Genomic DNA, 24357 nt, shown 5'->3' on the forward strand with positions numbered 1-24357 from the left:
TTTCTAGCATGCCGCGATTGCATCGAGCTTGCGCTTTGATCGTATTGCTGTTGCTGACACAGAGCGCGGCAGCGGAAAAGCTGCGTCTGGTCGCTGACGCCTGGCCGCCTTTTACCGACGCCACGCTGGTCAACGGCGGGTTTGCGACGGACATCGTCACGACCGCGCTGGCACGCGCAGGCTATGCCAGTGATTTTGAACAGGTGCCCTGGGCTCGAGCGTTATTGGGCGTGGGCGAGGGGCGTTATGACGTATTGGTCAACGCCTGGTACACCAACGATCGGACCAAGCTTGGCCAGTTCTCCGGTGAGTACCTGCTTAACCGCGTGCGTTTTCTGAAACGCAAAGACGCGCCCATCGAATACAACAACTTGCAGCAACTGCACACGTATCCGATTGCGATCGTGCGCGGCTACGCCTATTCGCCGGAATTCGATGATGACGCGTCGCTGCAGAAAGTCCCGGTGCATAATTTTTCGATGGCAGTACGCATGGTCGCGGCGGACCGGGTCAAGTTGACGCTGGAAGATGAATACGTCGCCCGCTATTACCTGGCGCGTGAATCATCCAAAGTGCGTAATGCGGTGGAGTTTTTGCCCAAGCCGTTGAGCGAGAACAGTCTGCATATATTGGTCAGCTTGAAGAATCCGCAGCATGAGCAGATCGTCGCCGGGTTTGATCGTGAGATTGCCGAGATGAAGGCTGATGGGAGTTATGCGCGGTTGATGAAGCAGCATGGGATGTGAGGCTGATCCGATGTCTTAGGTGTAGTTGATGGCCCCTTCGCGAGCAAGCCCGCTCCCACATTCGACCGTATTGTTCTGGAGGGACGCCGTTAAATGTGGGAGCGGGCTTGCTCGCGAAGGGGTCGGCCCAGGCAACATACATCTCAAGTCTCGTCGGTGTCTTTGATCAAATGCGCCGCCAATGTCCGCAGCGGCCCCAGTTGCCGACAAATCAACGCCAACTGCGTCTGCACCAGCCGCTGCCCTTCATCGATTTCATCGGGCATCTGCTCCAGCGAGTTGGCCAGCGCCTCTTCCTCGTCACTCTGAATCGCCACGGGCGTTTTGCTCGCCAGACCTTGGGCGATTTCGTCGATGCTCGCCGCCAGGCTTACGCCGGCACCCTCAATCAACTGCTCGCGTACATCCGCGGGTAGCGGCGTCTCACGGTGCGCTCCCAGCCCGGACAAATAGCTGAGCAACGTGTGCGACAGCACCAGAAAACGAAACCCTACATCCGCTTCCTTACGGAAGTGCCCAGGCTCCATGAGCATATTGGCCAGCGTCGTCGACAACGCCGCGTCGGCGTTGTGCGCGTTGCGTCGGGCCAGTCGATAGGCCAGGTCGTCGCTTTTGCCGGCGGCGTATTGCTGCATGATCTGGCGCAGGTAAATGCTGTTGCAGGTCAGGGTGTTGGCCAGCACTTTGTTCAGGCGTCGGCCCTGCCAGTCCGGCAGGAACAGGAACACCGCGAGCCCGGCGATCAGGCTGCCGAGCAAGGTGTCGAGCAGTCGCGGCAGGAACAGCCCGTAACCGTCGCCGACCTGGTTGAAGCAGAACAGCACCATCAAGGTGATCGCGGCCGTGGCCAGGGTGTAGCGGGTGGTCCGGTTGATAAAGAACACCACGCCTGCGGCGATGGCGAAGCACGACTGGATCAACGGATTCGGGAACAGATCGAACAGTGCCCACGCCAGGGTCAGGCCGATCGCCGTGCCGATGATCCGCTGACCGAGTTTGCGTCGGGTGGCGCCGTAGTTCGGCTGGCATACGAACAGCGTGGTGAGGATGATCCAGTAGCCTTGCGACGGGTGAATCAAGTGCACCATGCCGTAGCCGATGCTCAGCGCCAGGGGCAAGCGCAGTGCATGGCGGAACAGCAGCGATGTCGGCGTCAGTTGTGTGCGCAAGCGCATCCACACATCTTTGAGGCTGCGCGGCGAACGGTCGAGCAGGCTGCTGTCGGTGGCATCGGCCAAGGCGTCCGGGTTGCTCGCGTCGCTGAGCAAGCGGTCGAGTGTCGAGAGGTTGGCCGTGAGTGCCCGCAGCGAGCGCAACAGGCCGCGCCAGGCCGGGTTGCTCTGAATACGCAGGTGTTCGATGGAGGCGTTCAGGTCGCCCAGGGCTTCGGCGAAGCTTGCGTCGTAGACGAACGGCTGGCGCATCTGGATCGACTCGGCCAAGGCGCGGCACGCCTTGCCTTGCTGACGCAGCAGGCGCTGACAGCGGAACAGCACGTCGCTGTGGAAAAACGCCTCGGCCAGTGCGTTGTAGGGGTAGTGCGACGAACTGGCGCGCTCGTGGATGTCCTGAGCGAGGAAGTACAGTTTCAGGTAGCGGCTGACTTTCGACCCCGGCCGTCCGTTGCCGACGCGGTGCAAAATAATTTCCTTGGCGGCGTTCAATGCTGCCACCACACGGCCGTTCTGCTGGGCCAGTTCCAGGCGCCGCGCTTCCACGTCCATCTGCCGGATCGGCTCGAACAGCGACGATTTGAGTTTCAGGTAGAAACCCAACTCACGGAACAACCGCGCCAGGCTCTGCTGCACCGGCTGGTTGGAAAACATCGCCTGCCACAGCACCGACAGCAAACCGTACCAGGCCGCACCGGCCACCAGCAGCACCGGTTCGTGCCAGAAGTCGGTGACCGCGCCGCCGCGCTGGTCCACGCCGATCATGGTGTAGACCGACAGAATCAGTGTCGCCGAGGCAATGGCGCCATAACGTTCGCCGAGGGCGCCGAGCATGGTCAGGCCGAAACTGGCGAGGGCCAGGGCGATGATAAAAATGTAGGGGTAGGGGAACAGCAGTTCGACGGAGAAGGCGGCAACGCTGAAGCACACCAGCGTCACGGCGAGCGCGTTGAGGCGGCCCTGCCAACTGTCGTCGGTTTCGGCCAGGGCGCTGGCGATGATCCCCAGGAACAACGGGATCAGCAGACCCATTTCATCCTGATACCAACAGACCGCCATGCTGCCGGTCAGGGCGATGAACACCCGCACGCTGTAGCTGAATTTATCCAGCGCCCAGAGGCGACGCAGAGACTGACTGAGAGGAGTCGATGACATGAAGTGCGAAGGCCTTCCGAGGCAATGACGCTAAATTGAGCCAGTAATGACGCCGACGCAATGGCGTCGATCACATCTGACAGCAAAATCTGTTCCTTTACCGGTCACCACGTCACCCATGTGGGAGCGGGCTTGCTCGCGAAAGCGGTGTGTCAGTCAATATCTATGTCGACTGACAGATTGCATTCGCGAGCAAGCCCGCTCCCACATTTTATTTGTGTACAACCATTGATCAGGCGTATTGCGCGGCGGCGTAGCCTGACGCCCAGGCCCACTGGAAGTTGAAGCCGCCCAGATGCCCGGTCACGTCGAGCACTTCGCCGATGAAGTACAGGCCAGGGCTTTTCAGCGATTCCATGGTCTTGGACGACACTTCGTGGGTGTCGACGCCGCCCAAGGTCACTTCCGCCGTGCGATAGCCTTCAGTGCCGGCCGGTACCACTTTCCAGCTCGCCAGTTTTTCGGCGATGTCGGCAATTTCCGCGTGGGTGTACTGCTTCATCGGTTTGGACACGAACCAGTTGTCCGCCAGCAGGTTGGCCATCTTCTTGGTGAAGATTTCCCCCAGCAGGGTTTTCAGTTCGCTGTTCGGGCGCTCGGCCTGCTGCTGTTGCAGCCACTCATGCGCGTTGTGGTCCGGCATCAGGTTGATCTCGACCGTGTCGCCAGATTCCCAGAACGAAGAAATCTGCAAAATCGCCGGCCCGCTGAGGCCACGGTGAGTGAACAGGATGTTCTCGCGGAAACTCTGCTCGTTGCAGCTCACCAGGCAATCCACCGACGTGCCGGACAGTTCGGTGCAAAGCTCTTTGAGTTGATCGGTGATGGTGAACGGCACGAGGCCAGCGCGGGTTGGCAGCAGTTCATGGCCGAACTGTTTGGCGACCTGATAACCGAAACCGGTCGCGCCCAGCGTCGGGATCGACAGTCCACCCGTGGCGATCACCAGAGACTCGCAGGTGATCTGGCCCATCGTGGTGTCCAGCAAGTAACCGCTTTCGAGTTTTTCGATGGTCTGGATCGAGGTGTCCAGGTGCAGGCTGACGCCAACCTGATCGCACTCGTTGAGCAGCATCTCGAGGATGTCGCTGGATTTGTTATCGCAGAACAGCTGCCCGAGTTTTTTCTCGTGATACGGCACGCCGTGTTTGGCGACCATGCCGATGAAATCCCACTGGGTGTAGCGCGCCAGTGCGGATTTGCAGAAGTGTTCGTTCTGCGAGAGGAAATTGCTCGGTTCGGTGTACATGTTGGTGAAATTGCAGCGGCCACCGCCCGACATCAGGATTTTTTTGCCGGCCTTGTTCGCATGGTCGAGCAACATCACTTTGCGCCCACGCCCGGCGGCGGTCAGCGCACACATCAACCCTGCGGCGCCAGCGCCAATGATCACGACTTCGGTAGAGCGCAAAACGGTGTCCTCATACAGATTTCAGATTCAACGACAAACCAATGTGGGAGCGGGCTTGCTCGCGAAGGGGTCGGTACATTCAACATAGATGTTGTCTGTCAGTCCGCCTTCGCGAGCAAGCCCGCTCCCACATTTGATCTCTGTCGGGCAGAAGATCGTTTACAAAATGCGAACGCGCAGCGAACGGCCTTTGATCTTGCCGTCGTTCAGGCGCTGCAAGGCTTGCTTGGCGATCCCGCGTTCCACGGCCACATACGCCTGGAAGTCGAAAATCGCGATCTTGCCGACCTGGGCGCCCGGAATGCCGGCATCGCCAGTCAGTGCACCGAGGATGTCACCCGGACGAACCTTGTCTTTACGGCCAGCGCCGATGCACAACGTGCTCATGACCGGCAGCAGCGGGCCACCGCCTTGGGACGTCAGGTTGTCCACCAGATCCCAGGTCAACGGCGTCTGCTGGAGGTGTTCGATGGCTTGGGCGCGCTGCGCTTCGGGCGGTGCAACCAGGCTGATCGCAATACCTTTCTCGCCAGCGCGGCCGGTACGGCCGACACGGTGGATGTGAATTTCCGAATCACGGGCCAGTTCGACGTTGATCACCATGTCCAGCGAGTCGATGTCCAGACCGCGAGCGGCGACATCGGTGGCCACCAGGACCGAAGTGCTGCGGTTGGCGAACATCGCCAGCACCTGGTCACGGTCACGCTGTTCCAGATCGCCATGCAGGCCGACGGCGGAGATGCCTTTGGCGGTCAGGTGATCGACGGTTTCCTGAACCTGTTGCTTGGTGTAGCAGAAGGCAACGCAGGACGCCGGGCGGAAGTGGCCCAGGACCTTTGTCACGACGCTCATGCGCTCTTCTGGGGAAATTTCGTAGAAGCGCTGCTCGATCTGCGTGTCGTCATGGAACGCCTCGGCCTTGACGATCTGAGGATTGCGCATGAACTTCGCGGCGAGTTGCTTGATGCCCGACGGGTACGTGGCGGAGAACAGCAAGGTCTGGCGACGTTCCGGGGTCTGGGCAATGATTTCTTCGATGGAATCGTAGAAACCCATGTCGAGCATGCGGTCAGCTTCGTCGAGGATCAGCGTGTTCAAGCCGTGAAGGACCAGCGAACCCTTGCGCAGGTGCTGCTGGATGCGTCCCGGGGTGCCGACGATGATGTGCGCGCCGTGTTCCAGCGAGCCGATCTGTGGGCCGAAGGACACGCCGCCGCACAAGGTCAGGATCTTGATGTTGTCTTCGGCGCGGGCCAGACGACGGAGTTCCTTGGCGACCTGATCCGCGAGTTCGCGAGTCGGGCAGATGACCAGCGCCTGGCAACCGAAGAAGCGCGGATTGATCGGGTTCAGCAGGCCGATGCCGAAGGCGGCGGTCTTGCCGCTGCCGGTCTTGGCCTGGGCGATCAGGTCCATCCCTTTGAGGATCACCGGCAAGCTTTGCGCCTGGATCGGCGTCATCTGGGCATAACCGAGGGAGTCGAGGTTAGCCAGCATGGCGGCGGACAGCGGCAAAGTATTAAAAGCGGTGGCAATGGTGGTCACGGGACTGGCCTGCAAAACAAAATGTCGCGCAGTGTATCAGTCCCGTGGCCATTGGCCCTAAGGTTCGATGTGTTCTTCCGGACGTTTGACGCGCCGTCCGTCTTCCTTTGACAGCTGCGAGAAGATCGTTGCCGCCAGCATGGCCATGATTCCGACCGTGACAAACGTCAGCTGGAACGCGCCCAACACCGTGTCGACGCCATCATTGCCAATTTCTGCGGTGAAGCCACCGAGCAACGCACCGGCGCAGGCAACGCCCAGGCTCAAGGACAATTGCGCGACCACCGACAGCAGGCTGTTGCCGCTGCTGGCGCTGGCGTCGTCGAGGTCGATCAGGGTGACGGTGTTCATCGCGGTAAATTGCAGCGAGTTGATCGCCCCGAGAATCGCCAGCAGGCACAGCAGCAGCCAGTACGGTGTCTGTTCGCTGACCAGGCCCATGCTCGCGAGCATGATGCCCAGCGCCAGGGTGTTGCCGGTCAATACGATGCGATAGCCCAACCGTTCGATCAGCGGCCGCGCCACCCACTTGGCGATCATCGCCGCCGCGGCCAGCGGCAGCATGCTCATCCCCGCCTGTGACGGCGAATAACCCAGCGCCACTTGCAGCAGCAACGGCACGAGGAAGGGCAGGGCGCCGCTGCCGAGGCGGGCAAACAGGTTGCCGAGGATGCCCACGGCGAAAGTCCGGGTCTTGAACAGCGACGGCGCGAACAGCGGGTTTTCAGTATGCCCGGCGCGCAACCAGTACGCCGCGAGGCAGGCCATGCCGGCAAACAGCAGCAGCATGACGCGCAGGTGGGGCAGGCGCAGTTCGCCCAGGCCTTCCATGGCGACGGTGATCAGAATCATCGCCGCGCCGAACAGCACGAACCCGAGGCTATCGAAACGGGTGCGCTCGGTGCCGCGCAGGTCCGGGATGAATTTCCACACGGCGTAGCAGCCGACCAACCCGACGGGCAGGTTGATCAGGAAGATCCAGTGCCAGGTCAGGTATTCAACCATCCAGCCGCCCATGGTCGGGCCGATCAAGGGGCCGAGCAGCCCGGGAATGGTGATGAAGCCCATGATCCGCACCAGTTCCGAACGCGGGTAGGCGCGCAGCACCACCAGTCGTCCGACCGGCAACATTAGCGCACCGCCCAGGCCCTGAATCACTCGGGCGCCGTTCAGCATGCTCAGGCTGCTGGACAATGCACAGAGCAACGAGCCTAGGCTGAAGAGAAGAATAGCGCTGAAGAAGATTTTCTTGGTGCCGAAACGGTCGGCGATCCAGCCGGAGGCGGGGATCAGCAAGGCGACGGTGAGCATGTAGGCAATGATCACGCCCTGCATGCGCAACGGGTCCTCCGCCAAGTCCTTGGCCATGGCCGGCAGGGCGGTGTTGAGGATGGTGCCGTCGAGGGATTGCATGAAGAAGGCAATGGCGACGACCCACGGAATCCAGCGGGCGGTGACAGCGTCGAGAGGCGGGCGGTTGGGCATGGGACCTCTTGCGGGTTGGAGTTAACGCAAAATCACTGTGTCTCACGGTCTATGTGGGAGCGAGCTTGCTCGCGAAGGCGGTAGATCAGTCAACATTGATGTTGAATTTAATGGCCTCTTCGCGAGCAAGCCCGCTCCCACAAGTTCTGGGTTTGCCTGGACTTTGTGTTTACAGCGTCAAGGTCAGTTTGCTGATCAGCGCCCCCGGCAATAGCGCCGAAGCCGTGGCCCTTTGACTGTAGGTGCTCGCCGACAGCAACAACTCCCGCTCCTCGGTCAACGCTTCCAGTTGCGAACCCAGCAAGCTGTAGGCGCTGTCATCAAAACGCATGGTGCTCACCGGTGCCTGAATCTCGCCGTTTTCGACCCAGAATGTCGCAAACCGCGTCATCCCGGTCATGCGTGCCCCCGGTTGGTCGGAGTAATTCAGGTACCAGAGATTGCTGATGTACAGCCCCGTGCCCAGTTGCTTGAGGATCTCGGCTTCAGGCAACGTCCCGGCCGCCATGTTCAATGCACTCGGCATTTCACCGCCGCCGGCCCCGTTGGCGGTCAGGCCGTACTCGGCCGCGCTGCGGGAACTGACCATTTGCGCGCCGGCCTTGCCTGCGACGATCAACCCCAGATCACTGCGCGGATAACCTTCGCCGGAGAATGCCGGGCTCAACGAACCACTGACTTTTTCATCAATGGACACCTGCGGGCTGAACGCACTGTCCCCTGCGTAAAGCTTTTGCAGCGGGCTGGTTTTGCTGGCAATCGACTGCGCTGAAAACCCGCCCCAGCCGAGCATGCCCATGATTTCTTCAAGGGCTGCCGGTGCGAGGTAGGCGCGGTATTGACCCGGTGCCAGCGTGCGTAACGGCCGACCGAGAAACGCCAACTGTTCACGCGCCAGAGCGAAGCGCTTGGCAAACCCTTCGCTGCTCCAGTCATGTCCGGCGTAGCTGGCTTTCACCGCTTGGCCGTTTTCGTGAAACAGGCTGAAGTCGAAGTTGAAACTGTTGGCCTGATGCCAGCCGAACGCTCCCGAGGAACTGGCGAAACCGCGACTGATTGGCCCGGCCGCATAGAAGCCCACCATGTCCAGCCCTTCGGCGGCCCGAGTGATTTCAGCGACCACTTGCTCGGTGTCTGGCAAAGGATGGTCCTGCACATTCTTGCTCTGCCAGCCGTTGTGGTTGAGCAGCAGGTACGGATCCTGCGGCAGCAGCGGCAAGGTTTCGCGCAACTGTTGCAGACCTTCGGCGAGACGCTGCACGTCCACTTCGGGGTCGCCGGCCAGCGTGATATCGAGGTCGGCATGCCGGCCATCGTTGATCAGCTTGAAACCGATGCTCGCTTGCTGCACCTGGCCGGCCTGACGCACCTTGGCGTGGTTGAAACGCACGAAGGCCGATGACTCGGCGGCGTAGCTGAGGGTGAATTGTTCCGGCTCGCGAATCGCCTCGCGCAGCCAGTTGACCAAGGCCTTGAATGCATCGGCCTGACTTTTCGACGTACTCATCAGGCGTCTCCCCCAAACACATCCACGTTGCTGAACACACAGGCCGGCGACGCATGGCCGACGCGGATCACCTGGTTCGGTTCGCCCTTGCCGCAGTTCGGCGTGCCCAACACCTTGACGGTGTTGGCGTCGCCGACGGCGCTGAGGCTTTTCCAGAACTGCGCGGAAATCGCCCGGTAATTCGGGTTTTTCACCACGCCCTTGAGCTCGCCGTTTTCGATCAACTGCGCCCATTCACAGCCAAACTGGAACTTGTTGCGCGCATCGTCGATGGACCACGAACGGTTGGTCGACATCATGATGCCGCGTTCGATGTTGCCGATCAGTTGCGCCAGCGGTTGATCGCCGGGCTCGATGTTGAGATTGGCCATGCGGTCGATCGGCGGGCGGTTCCAGCCACAGGCGCGACTGTTGGCGACGCCGTTCATGCCAGCGCGGAATTGCGAGAGCGCGCCACCCAATGGGCGCAGCAGCAATCCTTCCTTGATCAGAAATTGTTTGCTCGCGGCCGTGCCGTCGTCGTCATGGCCATAGCTGGCGAGCTGTTCCGGGATGTCCGGGTCGAACGTCACGTTGAGCAGCTTCGAGCCGTATTGCAGGTGACCGAAGTCTTCTGCCTTGACGAAACTGGTGCCGGCGTAATTGCGCTCATCACCGAGGATGCGGTCCAGTTCCAGCGGGTGACCGATGGATTCGTGGATCTGCAGCATCATCTGGTCGGGCATCAGCAGCAGGTCGCGCGGGCCTTGAGGGGTATTCGGCGCCAGCAGCAATTGCAGCGCCTGATCGGCAACTTGCGGGCCGGCTCCAATCAAGCCGCAACGGCTAATCACATCCGCGCCGCCCTGCTGGCCGAAGTTCTCGCGACCGAGGCTGCGGGTCTGGCTGTCGCTGCCGTCGTAGGCCGTGACGTCGAGGCCCGGGTAGACAAAACGTTGGGCCTGGCGCAGTTCGGCGCCGGCGCTGTTGAGGTAGATCTGCTCGACGTGGGTGAGGCCGATGCTGACCTGCCAGTTCACCAGCCGCTCGTCCTTGGGCACGGACGCCGATTCGGCGCCGAGCAATTGGTAGCAATCGCTCAGGGACGGGAAGGGCTGGTCGAGGTTCGGCGAAAAATAGTCGGCGCGGTCGCTGGAGACGGCCTGGTCACGCAGGTCGAGCAACGCGTGGGGCTTGAGTCGGCGGGCTTGTTGTTCGGCGCGGTCCAGCGCCGATTGCAGGCCTTGTTGCGACAGGTCGTTGGTGGCGGCGTAGGCTTCGACACCGTTGACGCGCACGGTCAGCATCGCGCCTTCATCACGGCTCAGGCTGGGAGGTTCGGCGACATTCTTGCGCACCGACAGGTATTGGCCGGACTCGCGCACATAACGCAGCGAAAAGAATTCAGCGCCCGTACGCAAGGCAGCGAAGCGCTGCTTGAGCTGGGGGTGGAAATCGAACATTCGGGAACCTCCTTGGTATGGAGTGGCGGTGCAGCGGTGTTGCGAAGGGGGAGGTGAAACGTTTGCGTGGCGCTAGATTAGGCCTGCGCGGGGGGTGGGATCAAGCTTGGATCGGTGTAGGAAAACATTACCGGGAGAGGTGTGGTGTTATGAAGGGCCCCTTCGCGAGCAAGCCCGCTCCCACATTTGACCGCGTCGTTATCTGGCGACTCGGTCAAATGTGGGAGCGGGCTTGCCCGCGAAGGCAGCACCGCGGTGTAACTGTCTTACTGCGCGGTCAGGCTCACTTCCCGCAACGGCTTGCCCCGCACCGGTGCATCACCGGCCACGAAGTAGGCAGCCTTGCTGCGCGGCAATGGCTGGCGGCCACGAATCTTGTCGGCGATTTTCTCGGCGATCATGATCGTCGGCGCGTTCAGGTTGCCGGTGGTGATGATCGGCATGATCGAGGCATCGACCACACGCAGACCTTGCATGCCGTGCACACGGCCTTCGCCATCAACCACGGCCATTTCATCGGTGCCCATCTTGCACGAGCAGGACGGGTGGAACGCGGTTTCGGCGTGCTCGCGGATGAATTTGTCGAGCTGCTCATCGGTTTGCACGTCGATGCCCGGGCTGATTTCGCGGCCACGGAAAGCGTCCAGTGCGGGCTGCTGCATGATTTCACGGGTCAGGCGGATGCCGTCGCGGAATTCCTGCCAGTCCTGCTCGGTGGCCATGTAGTTGAAGAGGATGCTCGGGTATTCGCGCGGGTCTTTCGACTTCGCTTGAATACGGCCACGGCTCGGCGAACGCATGGAACCCATGTGCGCCTGGAAACCGTGCTCTTTCACACCGTTGCTGCCGTTGTAGTTAATCGCGACCGGCAGGAAGTGGTACTGGATGTTCGGCCAATCGAATTCCGGACGGGTACGAATGAAACCGCCGGCTTCGAACTGGTTGCTGGCGCCGATGCCGGTGCCGTTGAACAGCCACTCTGCACCGATGGCCGGCTGGTTGTACCAGAGCAGCGACGGGTATAGCGAAACCGGCTGGGTGCAGGCGTATTGCAGGTACAGCTCAAGGTGATCCTGCAGGTTTTCGCCGACGCCTGGCAGGTCATGGACCACCGGGATGTCGAGCTTGTTCAGCAGTTCAGCCGGGCCGACACCGGAGCGTTGCAGAATCTGCGGCGAAGCGATGGCGCCGGAGCACAGCAGCACTTCTTTGCGGGCGCGGGCTTCAACGCGCTCTTCGGCAGCGCCGATCAGGTAACGCACGCCGACCGCACGCTTGCCTTCAAACAGGATCTTGTCGGTCAGGGCGTGGGTGACGATGGTCAGGGTCGAACGCTTCTTGGCCGTGTCCAGGTAACCGCGAGCGGTGCTGGCGCGACGGCCGTTCGGCGTCACGGTACGGTCCATCGGGCCGAAGCCTTCCTGCTGGTAACCGTTGAGGTCTTCAGTGCGCGGGTAACCGGCTTGCACGCCGGCTTCAACCATGGCGTGGAACAGCGGGTTGTTGCCGGCTTTCGGCGTGGTCACGCTGACCGGACCTTCGCCGCCGTGATAATCGTTCGGGCCGATGTCGCGGGTTTCGGCTTTGCGGAAATACGGCAGGCAGTTCAGGTAGTCCCAGTCTTCCAGACCTGGCAGCTTGGCCCAGTTGTCGTAGTCCATCGCGTTGCCACGGATGTAGCACATGCCGTTGATCAGCGAAGAACCACCGAGGCCCTTGCCGCGACCGCATTCCATCCGGCGACCGTCCATGTGTGGCTCTGGATCGGTTTCGTACGCCCAGTTGTAGCGACGGCCTTGCAGCGGGAACGCCAGGGCGGCCGGCATTTGCGTGCGGAAGTCGAAACGATAGTCCGGGCCGCCCGCTTCGAGCAGCAGGACGGTGACGCCTTCGTCTTCAGTCAGACGGGTCGCCAGGGTGTTACCGGCCGAGCCGGCACCGATGATGATGTAATCGAATTCTTGGGACATTGAATGCACCCTCTTAATGTTTGGTCAGGTCGCGATCGCCTATGCACCGCTTGATTGTGGCGAGGGAGCTTGCTCCCGCTCGGCTGCGCAGCAGTCGCAAAGTCAGCGACCGTGTTCTGTCTGAATGAGCGCGGAGTCTGAAGTCGGGGCCGCTTCGCAGCCCAGCGGGAGCAAGCTCCCTCGCCACAAGAAGCCCCAGCCTCAGGTTCCGCGTCAGATCAGAAAACCGAGGCGTAATCGCCCAGTTCGACCTGTACCGATTTGATGCGGGTGAAGTTGTTCAGCGAGCTGATGCCGTTCTCACGGCCAACACCCGACTGCTTGTAGCCACCCACCGGCATCTTCGCGTCGGACTCGCCCCAGGCGTTGATCCAGCAGATACCGGCTTCCAGTTGATGAATCACGCGGTGCGCGCGGTTCAGGTCCTTGGTCACGACACCAGCGGCCAGGCCGAAATCGGTGTCGTTGGCACGACGGATCACTTCTTCTTCGGTTTCGTAAGTCAGGATTGCCATAACCGGGCCGAAGATTTCTTCGCGCACGATGGTCATCTCGTCGGTGCAGTCGGTGAACACGGTCGGGGCCACGAATGCGCCTTTGGCGAATTCGCCGTCGGTCAGACGACCACCGCCGCACAGCACACGAGCGCCTTCTTCCTTACCTTTGGCGATGTAGCCCAGCACGCTTTCCATGTGGGCGAAGCTGACCAGAGGACCGAAGTTGGTGTTTTCGTCTTCCGGGTTGCCGACGCGGATGCGTGCAACGCGTTCAACGATCTTGGCTTCGAAAGCGGCTTTCAGGTGGCTCGGCACGAACACGCGAGTGCCGTTGGTGCAGACCTGACCAGAGCTGTAGAAGTTGGCCATCATCGCGGTGTCGGCGGCGCGATCAAGGTCGGCGTCGTCGAAAATGATCAGCGGGGATTTGCCGCCCAGTTCCATGGTCACGTCTTTCAGCGACGAGGCAGAAGCGCTGGCCATGACCTTCTTGCCGGTGTCGGTGCCGCCGGTGAAGGAGATTTTTTCGATGCGTGGGTGTTCGGTCAACCAGGTGCCGACTTCACGGCCGCTGCCGGTCAGTACGTTGAACACGCCGGCTGGCAAGCCTGCTTCGGTGTAGATCTCGGCCAGTTTCAGCGTGGTCAGGGAAGTGACTTCGCTTGGCTTGAAGATCATCGCGTTACCGGCGGCCAGGGCTGGCGCGGATTTCCACAGGGCGATCTGGATCGGGTAGTTCCACGCGCCAATACCGGCGACGACGCCCAACGGCTCGCGACGGGTGTAGACGAACGAGGTGGTGCGCAGCGGAATTTGCTCGCCTTCGATGGCCGGGACCAGACCTGCGTAGTACTCCAGCACGTCAGCACCGGTGACGATGTCGACGTACTTGGTTTCCGAGAACGACTTGCCGGTGTCCAGGGTTTCCAGGGCAGCCAGTTCATCGTTGCGCTCGCGCAGGATGTCGACGGCGCGACGCAGGATGCGCGAACGCTCCATGGCGGTCATTGCAGCCCAGATTTTCTGGCCCTTTTCGGCGCTGACCACAGCGCGCTCAACGTCTTCCTTGGTCGCGCGTTGTACGGTTGCGAGGACTTCACCGTTAGCCGGGTTGATGGCTTCGAAAGTGGCGTCGCTGCTGGCGTCACTGTAGCCGCCATCGATGTAGAGTTTTTGCAGTTCGAAACGGGCCATAAAGTCCTCGCAAGTGCATAAGTGGTTGGCGTTGACCACTGGGCGTACCGTGTTGCGCTGGCACGCTGTTCAGTGGCGGTTCGGGGGGTTGAGCGTTCTGTGTGTGCTCTAACTCACCCGCTTGGCCAGTTGGAAATCCATGTATTCGTAAGCGATCTGTTGCGCCTGCTCGGTGTCGAAAGCATCTCCCGACAGCGCGCCGCGCAGCCACAAACCGTCAATCAACGCTGCCAGGCCACGGGCTGCACTGCGCGCATCATCGAGCGGCAATACGCGGCGGAACTGGCAACACAGGTTGGAATACAGACGGTGATCGTTGATCCGCTGCAACCTGTGCAAAGACGGCTGGTGCATGCTGGTGGCCCAGAAGGCCAGCCAGGTTTTCATTGCCGGTCCATTGACCTGGCTGGCGTCGAAGTTGCCTTCGATGATCACCTGCAGATGTGCCCGTGGGCTTTCATCTGTCAGCGCTTGGCGGCGCAGGGTGACGTTCTCGCTGAGGACACTCATCAGGTACCGCATCGTGGCGGCGATCAGGCCGTTCTTGTCCTGAAAGTAATGACTGATGATGCCATTCGAGACACCGGCCAAACGGGCGATCAGCGCAATGCTGGCGTCCCCCATGCCGACCTGGTCGACGGCCAGCAATGTGGCTTCGATCAGTTGCTGGCGGCGGATGGGTTGCATACCGACCTTGGGCATCTTGCACATCTCCTTAGGCCTTCCGGTGGACGTCAAACGGCTACCGGATTGAGGGCCAGTCTATTTTGTTTTGATTGAACGTTCAATCAACAAAGAATAAGATCTGCGACAAATCGTCGCTGCCTACAGGTTTTTCCTACGCGCAGTGGCGGAAAAAACGACTTCCGAAAATGCTCGAAACCTACGCGCACTGGCGCTTCCGGGGTTTCGGGCTTTTTTCGGGGTGTCTTTATATCACCCGCCGGTCGGCTGCCCACTAACCGATTGGTCGGGTAACGCGTTGCCTTGTGTTCTTCTCTCGCACTGCCTGGAGCATCTGTGCCATGAGTTCTGCCTCTCTTATAAAGACCCCACCCGATAAGGTGACGGTCAACGGTTGGGTGTTCTACACCTCTACCGCGCTGATCCTGTTGTTGACCGCCATTCTGATCATCGCCCCGCAAGAGGCCGGCAGATTGCTCGGCATTGCCCAGGCCTGGTTGTCCCGCAGCTTCGGCTGGTACTACATGGTGGTGATCGCCGCCTACCTGGTGTTCGTGGTCGGTCTGGCGTTTTCTTCCTACGGCAAACTGAAACTGGGCAGCAAGGACGACACCCCGGACTTCAGCTACGGCGCCTGGGCGGGGATGCTGTTCTCGTCGGGTATCGGCATCTCGCTGTTGTATTTCGGTGCTTCCGAGCCGCTGGACCACTACTTCAACCCGCCGGAAGGCGTGGCCGCCAGCAACATGGCCGCCCGTCAGGCCGTTCAACTGACGTTCCTGCACTGGGGCCTGCATGGCTGGGCGATTTACGCACTGGTCGGTCTGGCCGTTGCTTACTTTGCTTATCGTCATAACCAGCCGTTGGCGTTGCGTTCGGCGCTGTATCCGCTGGTGGGCGAGCGCTGGGTCAAAGGCGCAGCCGGTCATGCGGTGGACGGCTTTGGCATGTTCGTGACCCTGCTGGGGCTGGTGACGAACCTGGGGATTGGTTCGCTGCAGGTGTCGTCGGGGCTTGAAAACCTGTTCGGCATGGAACACAGCAACACCAACCTGCTGATCGTAATCATCGTGATGAGCACCGTGGCGACCATTGCTGCCGTGTCCGGTGTGGAAAACGGTATCCGTCGTCTGTCCAACCTGAACATCGTGCTGTTCAGCGGCCTGCTGATTTTCGTCCTGCTGTTCGGCCCGACCCTGCACCTGCTCAACGGCTTCGTGCAGAACATCGGTGACTACTTGAACGGCGTGGTCCTGAAGACCTTCGACCTGTATGTGTACGAAGGCGACAGTGAGAAGTCCGACCGCTGGTTGGGCCTGTGGACCCTGTTTTACTGGGCGTGGTGGATTTCCTGGGCACCATTCGTGGGCATGTTCATCGCGCGTATTTCCCGTGGTCGCACGGTGCGTGAACTGGTGGCCGGCGTGCTCCTGATTCCGCTGGGTTTCACCTTGGCGTGGCTGTCGATCTTCGGTAACTCGGCCCTGGACCTGGTGATGAACCATGGGGCGGTGGAGCTCGGAAAGACGGCGCTCGAACAGCCGTCCATGGCGATCTACCAATTGCTTGAGCATTACCCGGCGTCGAAAGTTGTGATCGGCGTGTCGATCTTTGTCGGTTTCGTGCTGTTCCTGACCCCGGCGGATTCCGGCGCGGTGATGATGGCCAACCTTTCGTGCAAGGGCGGCAATGTCGACGAAGATGCGCCGCACTGGCTGCGGATCTTCTGGTCGGCGGTGATCACCCTGGTGACCATCGGCCTGCTGTTCGCCGGTAACTTCGAAGCCATGCAAACCATGGTGGTGCTGGCCGGCCTGCCGTTCTCGGTGGTGTTGGTGTTCTTCATGTTCGGCTTGCACAAGGCCATGCGCCAGGACGTGCAGATCGAGCAGGAACAAGCGGAGTTGGCGGCGCGCGGTCGTCGTGGTTTCAGCGAGCGTTTGACTCAGCTGGACCTGCAACCGAACCAGTCGATTGTTCAGCGTTTCATGGACAAGCAAGTCAGCCCGGCGCTGGAAGATGCGGCGGTGCAATTGCGTGGTCAGGGTCTGGAGGTGCAGACGTTGCTGGGCAAGTCGAAACGCTGCATGGGCGTGCGGATCGAAATGGAAGAGGGCAACCCTTTTGTCTACGAAGTGAGCCTGGACGGCTATCTGGCGGGGGCGAGTGACATGGCGTCGGCTGAAAGTGCTGATGAACCGCGCGCACGCTACTACCGCGCCGAGGTGTACCTGCACAACGGCAGCCAGGATTACGACTTGATGGGCTTCACCCAGGATCAGATCACCCGTGACGTGCTCGATCAGTTTGAAAGCCATCGGCAGCTCCTTGGCCGTGTCTATAGCTAAACCTTGAGGTCATGCGGTAAAGCTGTTGTGGCGAGGGAGCTTGCTCCCGCTTGAGTGCGTAGCGCTCACAAGTTCTTGGGGTCGCTTCGCAACCCAGCGGGAGCAAGCTCCCTCGCCACAGTTGTCAGCATTCCAAACCTGATGTCTGCACTAACAAAAACGCCGCGATCCTCTCGCGGCGTTTTTGTGTCTGCTGCCTTACCCCAGATTCTTGCCGAGCAGCGCGTGATACAGCTCGCTGTCCCCGAGAATCCCGACCACTTTGTTGTTGTCGTGCAACACCAGTTTGTTGCCTGTCTGATAACGAATCTGCAGCGCATCGCGCATGCCGATGTTCGAGTCCACCAGCGTCGGCCGACGGCCCAAACCTTCCACCGCTTGCCCTGGAATCCAGTTCTGCAGGTCCAGGCTCGCGCCGTTCTGGCGAGCGCCCTTGATGGTGTTGCCTTCAGCCAGGTCCAGCCACGAATCGCCGCCTGGATCCAGGCACACCGAACCGTTGATGCGCTTGCAGTTGTCCAGCGTGCGCATCAGGCTGCGGCCGCACAACACGTTCAGCGGGTTGGTGTGCGCGACGAAGGTCCGCACATAGTCGTCCGCCGGGTTCAGCACGATCTCTTCCGGCTTGCTGTACTGGATGATCCGGCCGTCTTTCATGATCGCGATGCGGCTGCCGAGCTTCAGGGCTTCATCAAGGTCGTGACTCACGAAGACGATGGTCTTGCTCAGCTTGCGTTGCAGTTCCAGCAATTCGTCTTGCAGGCCCTGGCGGATCAGCGGGTCGAGTGCCGAGAACGGTTCGTCCATCAGCAGGATGTCGGCGTCCATCGCCAGTGCGCGGGCCAGGCCCACACGTTGTTGCATACCGCCGGACAGCTCGTTGGGTTTCTTGTTGCGCCATTGGGTCAGGCCCACCAGTTCCAGCTTGTCGTCCACCAGTGTGCGCCGTTCCTTCTCGGGACGACCCTGCATCTCCAGGCCGAAACTGATGTTTTCGCGAACGGTCAACCAAGGCATCAGGGCGAATTTCTGGAACACCATCGCAATGCGCTTGGTGCGCATCATTTTCAGTTCTGCCGGGGTGCAGGAGGCGATGTCGATCTGCTTGCCTTCGTGCTCGACAAACAACTTGCCACGGCTGACGGTGTTGAGGCCGTTGATGCAGCGCAGCAGGCTGGACTTGCCGGAGCCGGACAGGCCCATCAGTACGCAGATTTCACCTTTTTCGACGTCCAGGCTGGCCTTTTCCACACCCACGATCTGCCCGGTCTTTTTCAGGATCTCGTTACGCGTCATGCCTTGATCCAGCAGCTTGAGTGCCTCGCGTGGATCCTTGGAGAAGATTACGTCGACGTTATCGAAGCGAATAATGCTCATGCGTCACCCCCTACTTTGGCGTCGGGTTGTTTGCAGATACGGTCGAGCATGATCGCCAGCAGTACGATCGCCAGGCCCGCTTCGAAGCCCAGGGCGATATCAGCAGTGTTCAGTGCGTTGACCACGGGTTTGCCCAGGCCGTCGGCGCCTACCAGTGCCGCGATCACCACCATCGACAACGACAGCATGATGCACTGGGTGATGCCGGCTGCGATGCTTGGCATCGCGTGGGGCAGTTCAATCCGTGAGAGCAGCTGACGGCGCGAGCAGCCAAAGGCCTTGCCAGCGTCCATCAATTCTTCCGGAACATCGCGAATGCCCAGGTAGGTCAGGCGGATAGGCGCGGCAATCGCGAACACTACCGTCGAGATCAGGCCCGGGACCACACCCAGACCGAAGAGGGTCAGGGTAGGAATGAGGTACACGAACGTCGGTACGGTCTGCATCAGATCGAGCACCGGACGCATCAGTGTGTAGAACATCGGTTTGTGCGCGGCGACGATGCCCAACGGCACGCCGATGACCACGCAGACCAGGGTGGCGAACAACACCTGGGCGAGGGTTTCCATGGTTTCCTGCCAGTACCCCAGGTTGAGGATCAGCAGGAAGGAGGCGATGACGAAAACGGTCAGTCCCCACTTGCGTTGAATGAAGTGTGCCAGTAGCGCGATGAGGCCGATCAATGCCAGCGGGTTGAACCAGGTCAGCGCAAAAGTCACGCCGTGGATCATCGTTTCCAGTGTCACGGCGATTGCGTCGAAGGTGCTGGCGCCGTGTTGCGTCAACCATTCAACGAAGCCCGCGATGTACTGGCCTAAAGGGATTTTCTGATCAATCAGCATGGTAGTGAACGTCCGCATGCAAGGAAATAAACAGCCCGGACGGCCGAAGCCGCCCGGCGTAAGCGATTACTGCGCGAGCTTGGCTTTCACGGCCTCCAGGCCTGGTTTACCGTCAATGGTGGTCACGCCAGCGAGCCAGGTATCGAGGACCTGTGGATTCTTTTTGAGCCAGGCCTTGGCGGCCGCGTCAGGCTTCATCTTGTCGTCCAGGATGTTGCCCATCAGAGAGCTTTCCATGTCGACGTTGAATTCCAGGTTCTTTAGCAGTTGGCCGACGTTGCTGCATTCCTGGGCGTAACCCTTGCGGGTGTTGGTTGCCACGGTGGCGGCGCCGAAGTCGGGGCCGAAGAAGTCGTCACCACCGGTGAGGTATTGAATCTTGAAGCGCTTGTTCATCGGGTGTGGCGCCCAGCCGAGGAAGACCACGGCGGTGTCGCGCTTCTGCGCGCGATCGACCTGCGACAACATGCCGGCTTCGCTGGACTCGACCACTTTGAAACCAGCGTCTTTAAGGCCGAAGGCGTTCTTGTCGATCATACTCTGGATCAGGCGATTACCGTCGTTACCAGGTTCGATGCCGTAGATCTTGCCGTCGAGCTCTTTCTTGAATTTGGCGATGTCGGCGAAGTCATGCAGCCCTTTGTCGTACAGCGCTTGTGGCACGGCGAGGGTGTACTTGGCGCCGGTCAGGTTGGTGCGCACCACGTCGACGGTGCCGGCATCGCGGTAAGCCTTGATGTCGTTTTCCATGGTCGGCATCCAGTTACCCAGGAAGACATCCATGTTTTTGCCGTCGGCCAGGGACTTGTAGGTCACCGGCACGGAAATCATCGTGGTTTTGGTCTTGTAGCCGAGGGCGTCGAGCACGACGCTGGTGGTAGCGGTTGTCGCGGTAATGTCGGTCCAGCCGACATCGGAGAAGTTTACGGTACTGCACTGAGCGGGTTCTGCAGCTTGAGCCAGTAACGGCAGACTCAGCATGGCGGCCAACAACAACGACGGGGAACCTTTCATGGATGGACTCCTTGGTGTTTTTTTTGGCAGTGTTCCGACTGGACCACCGCACTTATAGGTTGCGGTTGGATGGCGTTTTGGAGACAGCTCTACCACGGCGCCTTGCAATCGAGTCGATACGATCATGTACCAGTGAAAATCTGACGCCTACAGGGGGCGTCGTAACCAGTACAGGGATGGTCGCATCCAGTGTCGGTGACGTCGTTTACAGCTTTTTTCAGCCCTCTTTCCCCCTCTGATCCGCTAAAAAACGGCGAAAACATTGCGTCACCGCCCTGCGGCGTTAGTGGGCATGAGTGCGTCGGTGTGAGACGTCGAACGACATGACAAAAGCCTGATGATGCGGCCATCTCGGCGGATTGCAGCTTGAGCGTAGCAGCTCCGCCACTGGGCGCCTTTGCGTCTGGAGTCGGCACATCCAGGAGTTCGGCAGTAATGGCTATCAGTGTTTTCGACCTGTTCAAAATCGGCATCGGCCCTTCCAGTTCGCACACCGTGGGGCCGATGCGGGCCGCCGCGCTGTTTGTCGAGTCGCTACGGGACAAGCATCTACTGGAACAAGTGCGACGCGTCGAAGTTCAACTTTATGGTTCGCTGTCGGCTACCGGCATCGGTCACGGCAGCGACAATGCGGTGATCATGGGCCTGATGGGCGAGTGGCCCGACGTGATCGATCCGTCGCAAATCGGCATCCGCATCGAAACCCTGCGCGAAACCCACACGTTGCTGCTCGACGGTCGTTTGTCGGTGCCGTTCATCTGGGCACGGGACATGCGCCTGATCGACGAAAACCTGCCGTTCCACCCTAATGCCATGACCCTGATCGTCGAAGGCGATCACGGTGAGCTGCATCGCGACACCTACTATTCCGTCGGCGGTGGGTTTGTCGTGGATGAGGCCCAGGCCTCCAGCGGCGTGGTCGATCTGGACCGCACCGTGTTGCCGTACGACTTCTCCAGCGCCGTCGAACTGCTGAGCCTATGCCAGACGCACAACCTGCGCGTGGCTGAATTAATGATGGCCAACGAGAAAGTCTGGCGCAGCGAAGAAGAAATTCGCGCCGGCCTGATGAAGTTGTGGCGCGCCATGCAGGATTGCGTCGACCAGGGCCTCAAGCACGAAGGCATCCTGCCCGGCGGCCTGAACGTGCGCCGTCGCGCGGCGAAGTTGCACCGCAGCTTGCAGGAGCTGGGCAAGCCGAACGTGATCGGCTCGACCTTGAGCGCCATGGAGTGGGTCAACCTGTTCGCCCTGGCGGTCAACGAAGAGAACGCTGCGGGTGGGCGCATGGTCACGGCGCCGACCAATGGCGCGGCGGGAATCATTCCGGCGGTGTTGCACTACTTTATGAAGTTCAGCGAGGCGGTGACAGACGCCAACGTGGTCGACTATTTCCTCAGTGCTGCGGCGGTGGGGATTCTGTGCAAGAAGAACGCCTCGATCTCCGGCGCCGAAGTCGGTTGCCAGGGCGAAGTGGGTTCGGCCTGCGCGATGGCGGCAGCGGGGCTGGCGGAGATTCTCGGTGCGACGCCGGAGCAGTTGTGCAATGCGGCGGAAATCGGCCTGGAACACAACCTCGGCCTGACGTGCGACCCGGTGGGCGGACTGGTGCAAGTGCCGTGCATCGAGCGCAATGCGATTGCGGCGGTGAAGGCAATCAACGCGGCGCAGATGGCGCTGCGTGGGGATGGTCAGCACTTTATCTCGCTGGACCGGGTGATTCGCACCATGCGCGATACCGGCGCCGACATGCATGACAAATATAAAGAGACTTCGCGGGGTGGGTTGGCGGTTAGCGCGGTTGAATGCTGATACCGGGTTGACCCTGTGGCGAGGGAGCTTGCTCCCGCTGGGTCGCGAAGCGGCCCCAACAAATGGGCCTGCTGCGCAGTCCAGCGGGAGCAAGCTCCCTCGCCACAAAAAACTCATTTGCCAGAGAAGACCAGTCAAAATTGCGCGCTAAATGAACACCCGATCCCAAACACGCCACCTTTTAGCGCGTCGCTTACAGATAAGCCCCGTTCCGAATCACAGGGATCCAAACCACCCCTGACCACTCGTAACCCGTGCCTGCGGTGACACTCTTTCCCGGCACTTCGCAGCCCTGTTCCCACAAGTGCTACCGATTTGCTCACGCCCAACGGGGCAGGGCGTCTATCGCCGATAATGGCACTTATATCCCCCCTTCGCCGCGCGGCTTATATAGACATGTCGCGACGTCGTTTTCAGGAGTTATTGAACGCGCATTCAATTTAGGCATGGCAATTGCTCTGTCATTACAAAGCCCGTCTCCCACGCGAGAACGATGGCAATAACAAGAGCCTCCGCCTGAGGCCATCACCCGCTTTGTGTGAGGAGATACCGCGATGACGACGTCCAACTCCGGGGCCCAACCCCAGAACCGTGCGCCTCAATCCATCGGCTTTCTGCTGTTGGACAATTTCACGCTTATTTCTCTGGCCTCCGCAGTTGAACCCCTGCGCATGGCCAACCAATTGTCCGGCCGCGAGCTGTATCGCTGGTCCACACTCACCGTCGATGGCGGCCAGGTCTGGGCCAGTGACGGTTTGCAGATCACGCCCGACTGCTCCATGCACAAAGCCCCGCCACTGGACACCATCATTGTCTGCGGCGGTATCGGCATCCAGCGCACCGTTACCCGTGAACACGTGTCATGGCTGCAAAGCCAGGCGCGTCAGTCCCGTCGCCTCGGCGCGGTCTGCACCGGCAGCTGGGCCCTGGCCTGCGCCGGCCTGCTGGACGGTTTCGATTGCAGCGTGCACTGGGAATGCCTGGCCTCGATGCAGGAAGCCTTCCCGCGTGTGGCCATGAGCACCCGCTTGTTCACCCTCGACCGTAACCGTTTCACCAGCTCCGGCGGCACCGCGCCACTGGACATGATGCTGCACCTGATCAGCCGCGATCACGGCCGTGAACTGTCCGCCGCGATCTCGGAAATGTTTGTCTACGAACGTATCCGCAACGAGCAGGATCACCAGCGCGTGCCGCTGAAACACATGCTGGGGACCAATCAGCCGAAGTTGCAGGAAATCGTGGCGCTGATGGAAGCCAACCTCGAAGAACCGATCGACCTCGACGAATTGGCGGTGTACGTCGCCGTGTCGCGTCGTCAGCTTGAGCGGTTGTTCCAGAAATACCTGCACTGCTCGCCATCGCGCTACTACCTGAAGCTGCGCCTGATCCGCGCCCGGCAGTTGCTCAAGCAGACGCCGATGTCGATCATCGAAGTGGCGTCGGTGTGTGGCTTCGTGTCCACGCCGCACTTCTCCAAGTGCTACCGCGAATACTTCGGCATTCCACCGCGTGACGAGCGCGTAGGCTCCAACACCACGCAACAGGTGGCGATGATGCCACTGCCGCAGGCGCTGGTGCTGTCACCGTTGTCCGGGCCGTTGTCGGCGTTGAGTCAGGCGCGCAACGAGTCGACTTTCGCCAGCGTACGGCTCTAGACCGAGGCGCCCCATTCGCGAGCAAGCCCGCTCCCACATTCGACCGAGTTTTCTCAGGGGAGCGCGGTTGAATGTGGGAGCGGGCTTGCTCGCGAAGGCGGTTTGTCAAGTTCGGGGACTTTGCTGATACTCCGCCAACGCTGGCAGCAATTGCCTGTCGATTGCCTGACGCACCGCCGGCAGGATGGTCGCGCTGCTGGTGTACATCTGCTTGACCATGGTCCGCAGTTCCATTGCCCGTTCGTTGTTCAAACCCCGTACCGCGCATTCGCAGGCCTGTTCGGCGGTGGCGCCAGGGGGCACTGCAAAGCCCAGTGCCTTGAGCTGGCCCAACAGATCCTCCTGGTCAATCAAATCGGCGTACATCATGACGCAATCCTTCTTCAGGGAACGGTGTCTTGGCTCGATTCTGGTAGGGGGACGAAGTGGCGGCAAGGGCGATTTGTCGCAATGGCCGCAATACCTATGAACAGGTCGTTTTCGGCTAACTTGTGAATC

General features: G+C 60.5%; 17 protein-coding genes. 4 read left to right on the top strand and 13 right to left on the bottom strand.

What is annotated here, in order from left to right; all coding sequences use genetic code 11:
- The first annotated feature begins 8 nt into the window (after nucleotides 1-8).
- Nucleotides 9-746 (top strand): substrate-binding periplasmic protein, encoded by a 738-nt coding sequence (locus EAH78_RS28520; protein WP_140671191.1) that lies wholly within the window; start codon nucleotides 9-11, stop codon nucleotides 744-746.
- A 143-nt stretch (nucleotides 747-889) separates the two neighbouring features.
- On the opposite strand, the gene yccS is transcribed toward EAH78_RS28520, so the two are convergent.
- From yccS to betI, 9 genes are all read right to left on the bottom strand, one after another.
- A complete protein-coding gene (yccS, locus tag EAH78_RS28525; RefSeq protein ID WP_140671194.1) occupies nucleotides 890-3073 on the bottom strand; it encodes a YccS family putative transporter in 2184 nt (727 codons plus the stop codon).
- A 232-nt stretch (nucleotides 3074-3305) separates the two neighbouring features.
- Nucleotides 3306-4484, bottom strand: coding sequence for an NAD(P)/FAD-dependent oxidoreductase (locus EAH78_RS28535; protein ID WP_140671198.1), 1179 nt, complete (start codon nucleotides 4482-4484; stop codon nucleotides 3306-3308).
- Nucleotides 4485-4643: 159 nt separating this feature from the next.
- Nucleotides 4644-6029 carry an ATP-dependent RNA helicase DbpA gene (gene dbpA, locus EAH78_RS28540; RefSeq protein ID WP_123434670.1) on the bottom strand — a complete coding sequence of 462 codons (1386 nt, stop codon included), beginning with the start codon at nucleotides 6027-6029 and terminating at the stop codon, nucleotides 4644-4646.
- 57 nt (nucleotides 6030-6086) lie between these two features.
- Nucleotides 6087-7514 carry a multidrug transporter subunit MdtD gene (gene mdtD, locus EAH78_RS28545; RefSeq protein ID WP_140671200.1) on the bottom strand — a complete coding sequence of 476 codons (1428 nt, stop codon included), beginning with the start codon at nucleotides 7512-7514 and terminating at the stop codon, nucleotides 6087-6089.
- A 169-nt stretch (nucleotides 7515-7683) separates the two neighbouring features.
- On the bottom strand, nucleotides 7684-9021 hold the full coding sequence (locus tag EAH78_RS28555) for a TldD/PmbA family protein (protein WP_140671204.1): 1338 nt from the start codon (nucleotides 9019-9021) through the stop codon (nucleotides 7684-7686).
- A complete protein-coding gene (locus EAH78_RS28560; RefSeq protein ID WP_140671206.1) occupies nucleotides 9021-10463 on the bottom strand; it encodes a TldD/PmbA family protein in 1443 nt (480 codons plus the stop codon). Before EAH78_RS28560 ends, EAH78_RS28555 begins: the two co-directional genes overlap by 1 nt.
- A gap of 266 nt (nucleotides 10464-10729) precedes the next feature.
- On the bottom strand, nucleotides 10730-12433 hold the full coding sequence (gene betA / locus EAH78_RS28565) for a choline dehydrogenase (protein ID WP_140671209.1): 1704 nt from the start codon (nucleotides 12431-12433) through the stop codon (nucleotides 10730-10732).
- A gap of 218 nt (nucleotides 12434-12651) precedes the next feature.
- Nucleotides 12652-14124, bottom strand: a complete 1473-nt coding sequence (betB, locus tag EAH78_RS28575; protein ID WP_140671212.1) for a betaine-aldehyde dehydrogenase — start codon at nucleotides 14122-14124, stop codon at nucleotides 12652-12654.
- Between the two features lie 108 nt (nucleotides 14125-14232).
- On the bottom strand, nucleotides 14233-14826 hold the full coding sequence (gene betI, locus EAH78_RS28580; protein WP_123434663.1) for a transcriptional regulator BetI: 594 nt from the start codon (nucleotides 14824-14826) through the stop codon (nucleotides 14233-14235).
- Nucleotides 14827-15206: 380 nt separating this feature from the next.
- On the opposite strand from betI, the gene EAH78_RS28585 reads away from it, so the two are divergent.
- Complete coding sequence (locus tag EAH78_RS28585) at nucleotides 15207-17156, top strand: BCCT family transporter (RefSeq protein ID WP_240051947.1); 1950 nt, start codon at nucleotides 15207-15209, stop codon at nucleotides 17154-17156.
- A gap of 198 nt (nucleotides 17157-17354) precedes the next feature.
- Here the strand turns inward: EAH78_RS28585 and choV are convergent, their stop codons facing one another.
- The 3 genes from choV to EAH78_RS28600 form a co-directional block, all read right to left on the bottom strand.
- On the bottom strand, nucleotides 17355-18533 hold the full coding sequence (gene choV / locus EAH78_RS28590) for a choline ABC transporter ATP-binding protein (RefSeq protein ID WP_027926638.1): 1179 nt from the start codon (nucleotides 18531-18533) through the stop codon (nucleotides 17355-17357).
- The gene (gene choW, locus EAH78_RS28595) at nucleotides 18530-19375 is read right to left on the bottom strand and encodes a choline ABC transporter permease subunit (RefSeq protein WP_140671217.1); all 846 of its coding nucleotides are present in this window, start codon (nucleotides 19373-19375) and stop codon (nucleotides 18530-18532) included. The genes choV and choW overlap by 4 nt, the downstream gene beginning before the upstream one ends.
- Nucleotides 19376-19441: 66 nt before the next feature.
- Nucleotides 19442-20389, bottom strand: coding sequence for a choline ABC transporter substrate-binding protein (locus EAH78_RS28600; RefSeq protein WP_140671219.1), 948 nt, complete (start codon nucleotides 20387-20389; stop codon nucleotides 19442-19444).
- A gap of 435 nt (nucleotides 20390-20824) precedes the next feature.
- Here EAH78_RS28600 and EAH78_RS28605 point away from each other — a divergent pair, with 435 nt between their 5' ends.
- Both EAH78_RS28605 and EAH78_RS28610 read left to right on the top strand, forming a co-directional pair.
- Complete coding sequence (locus EAH78_RS28605) at nucleotides 20825-22201, top strand: L-serine ammonia-lyase (protein WP_140671222.1); 1377 nt, start codon at nucleotides 20825-20827, stop codon at nucleotides 22199-22201.
- A gap of 554 nt (nucleotides 22202-22755) precedes the next feature.
- Nucleotides 22756-23859, top strand: a complete 1104-nt coding sequence (locus tag EAH78_RS28610) for a GlxA family transcriptional regulator (protein ID WP_027926642.1) — start codon at nucleotides 22756-22758, stop codon at nucleotides 23857-23859.
- A gap of 105 nt (nucleotides 23860-23964) precedes the next feature.
- Here the strand turns inward: EAH78_RS28610 and EAH78_RS28615 are convergent, their stop codons facing one another.
- Nucleotides 23965-24228, bottom strand: coding sequence for a hypothetical protein (locus EAH78_RS28615; protein WP_140671226.1), 264 nt, complete (start codon nucleotides 24226-24228; stop codon nucleotides 23965-23967).
- Nucleotides 24229-24357: the final 129 nt, after the last annotated feature.

This window comes from Pseudomonas arsenicoxydans, assembly GCF_006438915.1.
Classification (GTDB): domain Bacteria; phylum Pseudomonadota; class Gammaproteobacteria; order Pseudomonadales; family Pseudomonadaceae; genus Aquipseudomonas; species Aquipseudomonas arsenicoxydans_A.

Excerpts from the sequence above, each read along its gene's own strand:
- EAH78_RS28520 (WP_140671191.1), top strand. The coding sequence starts at position 9 with ATGCCGCGATTGCATCGAGCTTGCGCTTTGATCGTATTGCTGTTGCTG.
- yccS (WP_140671194.1), bottom strand. The coding sequence starts at position 3,073 with ATGTCATCGACTCCTCTCAGTCAGTCTCTGCGTCGCCTCTGGGCGCTG.
- mdtD (WP_140671200.1), bottom strand. The coding sequence starts at position 7,514 with ATGCCCAACCGCCCGCCTCTCGACGCTGTCACCGCCCGCTGGATTCCG.
- EAH78_RS28555 (WP_140671204.1), bottom strand. The coding sequence starts at position 9,021 with ATGAGTACGTCGAAAAGTCAGGCCGATGCATTCAAGGCCTTGGTCAAC.
- EAH78_RS28560 (WP_140671206.1), bottom strand. The coding sequence starts at position 10,463 with ATGTTCGATTTCCACCCCCAGCTCAAGCAGCGCTTCGCTGCCTTGCGT.
- betA (WP_140671209.1), bottom strand. The coding sequence starts at position 12,433 with ATGTCCCAAGAATTCGATTACATCATCATCGGTGCCGGCTCGGCCGGT.
- betB (WP_140671212.1), bottom strand. The coding sequence starts at position 14,124 with ATGGCCCGTTTCGAACTGCAAAAACTCTACATCGATGGCGGCTACAGT.
- betI (WP_123434663.1), bottom strand. The coding sequence starts at position 14,826 with ATGCCCAAGGTCGGTATGCAACCCATCCGCCGCCAGCAACTGATCGAA.
- choV (WP_027926638.1), bottom strand. The coding sequence starts at position 18,533 with ATGAGCATTATTCGCTTCGATAACGTCGACGTAATCTTCTCCAAGGAT.
- choW (WP_140671217.1), bottom strand. The coding sequence starts at position 19,375 with ATGCTGATTGATCAGAAAATCCCTTTAGGCCAGTACATCGCGGGCTTC.
- EAH78_RS28600 (WP_140671219.1), bottom strand. The coding sequence starts at position 20,389 with ATGAAAGGTTCCCCGTCGTTGTTGTTGGCCGCCATGCTGAGTCTGCCG.
- EAH78_RS28605 (WP_140671222.1), top strand. The coding sequence starts at position 20,825 with ATGGCTATCAGTGTTTTCGACCTGTTCAAAATCGGCATCGGCCCTTCC.
- EAH78_RS28610 (WP_027926642.1), top strand. The coding sequence starts at position 22,756 with ATGACGACGTCCAACTCCGGGGCCCAACCCCAGAACCGTGCGCCTCAA.
- EAH78_RS28615 (WP_140671226.1), bottom strand. The coding sequence starts at position 24,228 with ATGATGTACGCCGATTTGATTGACCAGGAGGATCTGTTGGGCCAGCTC.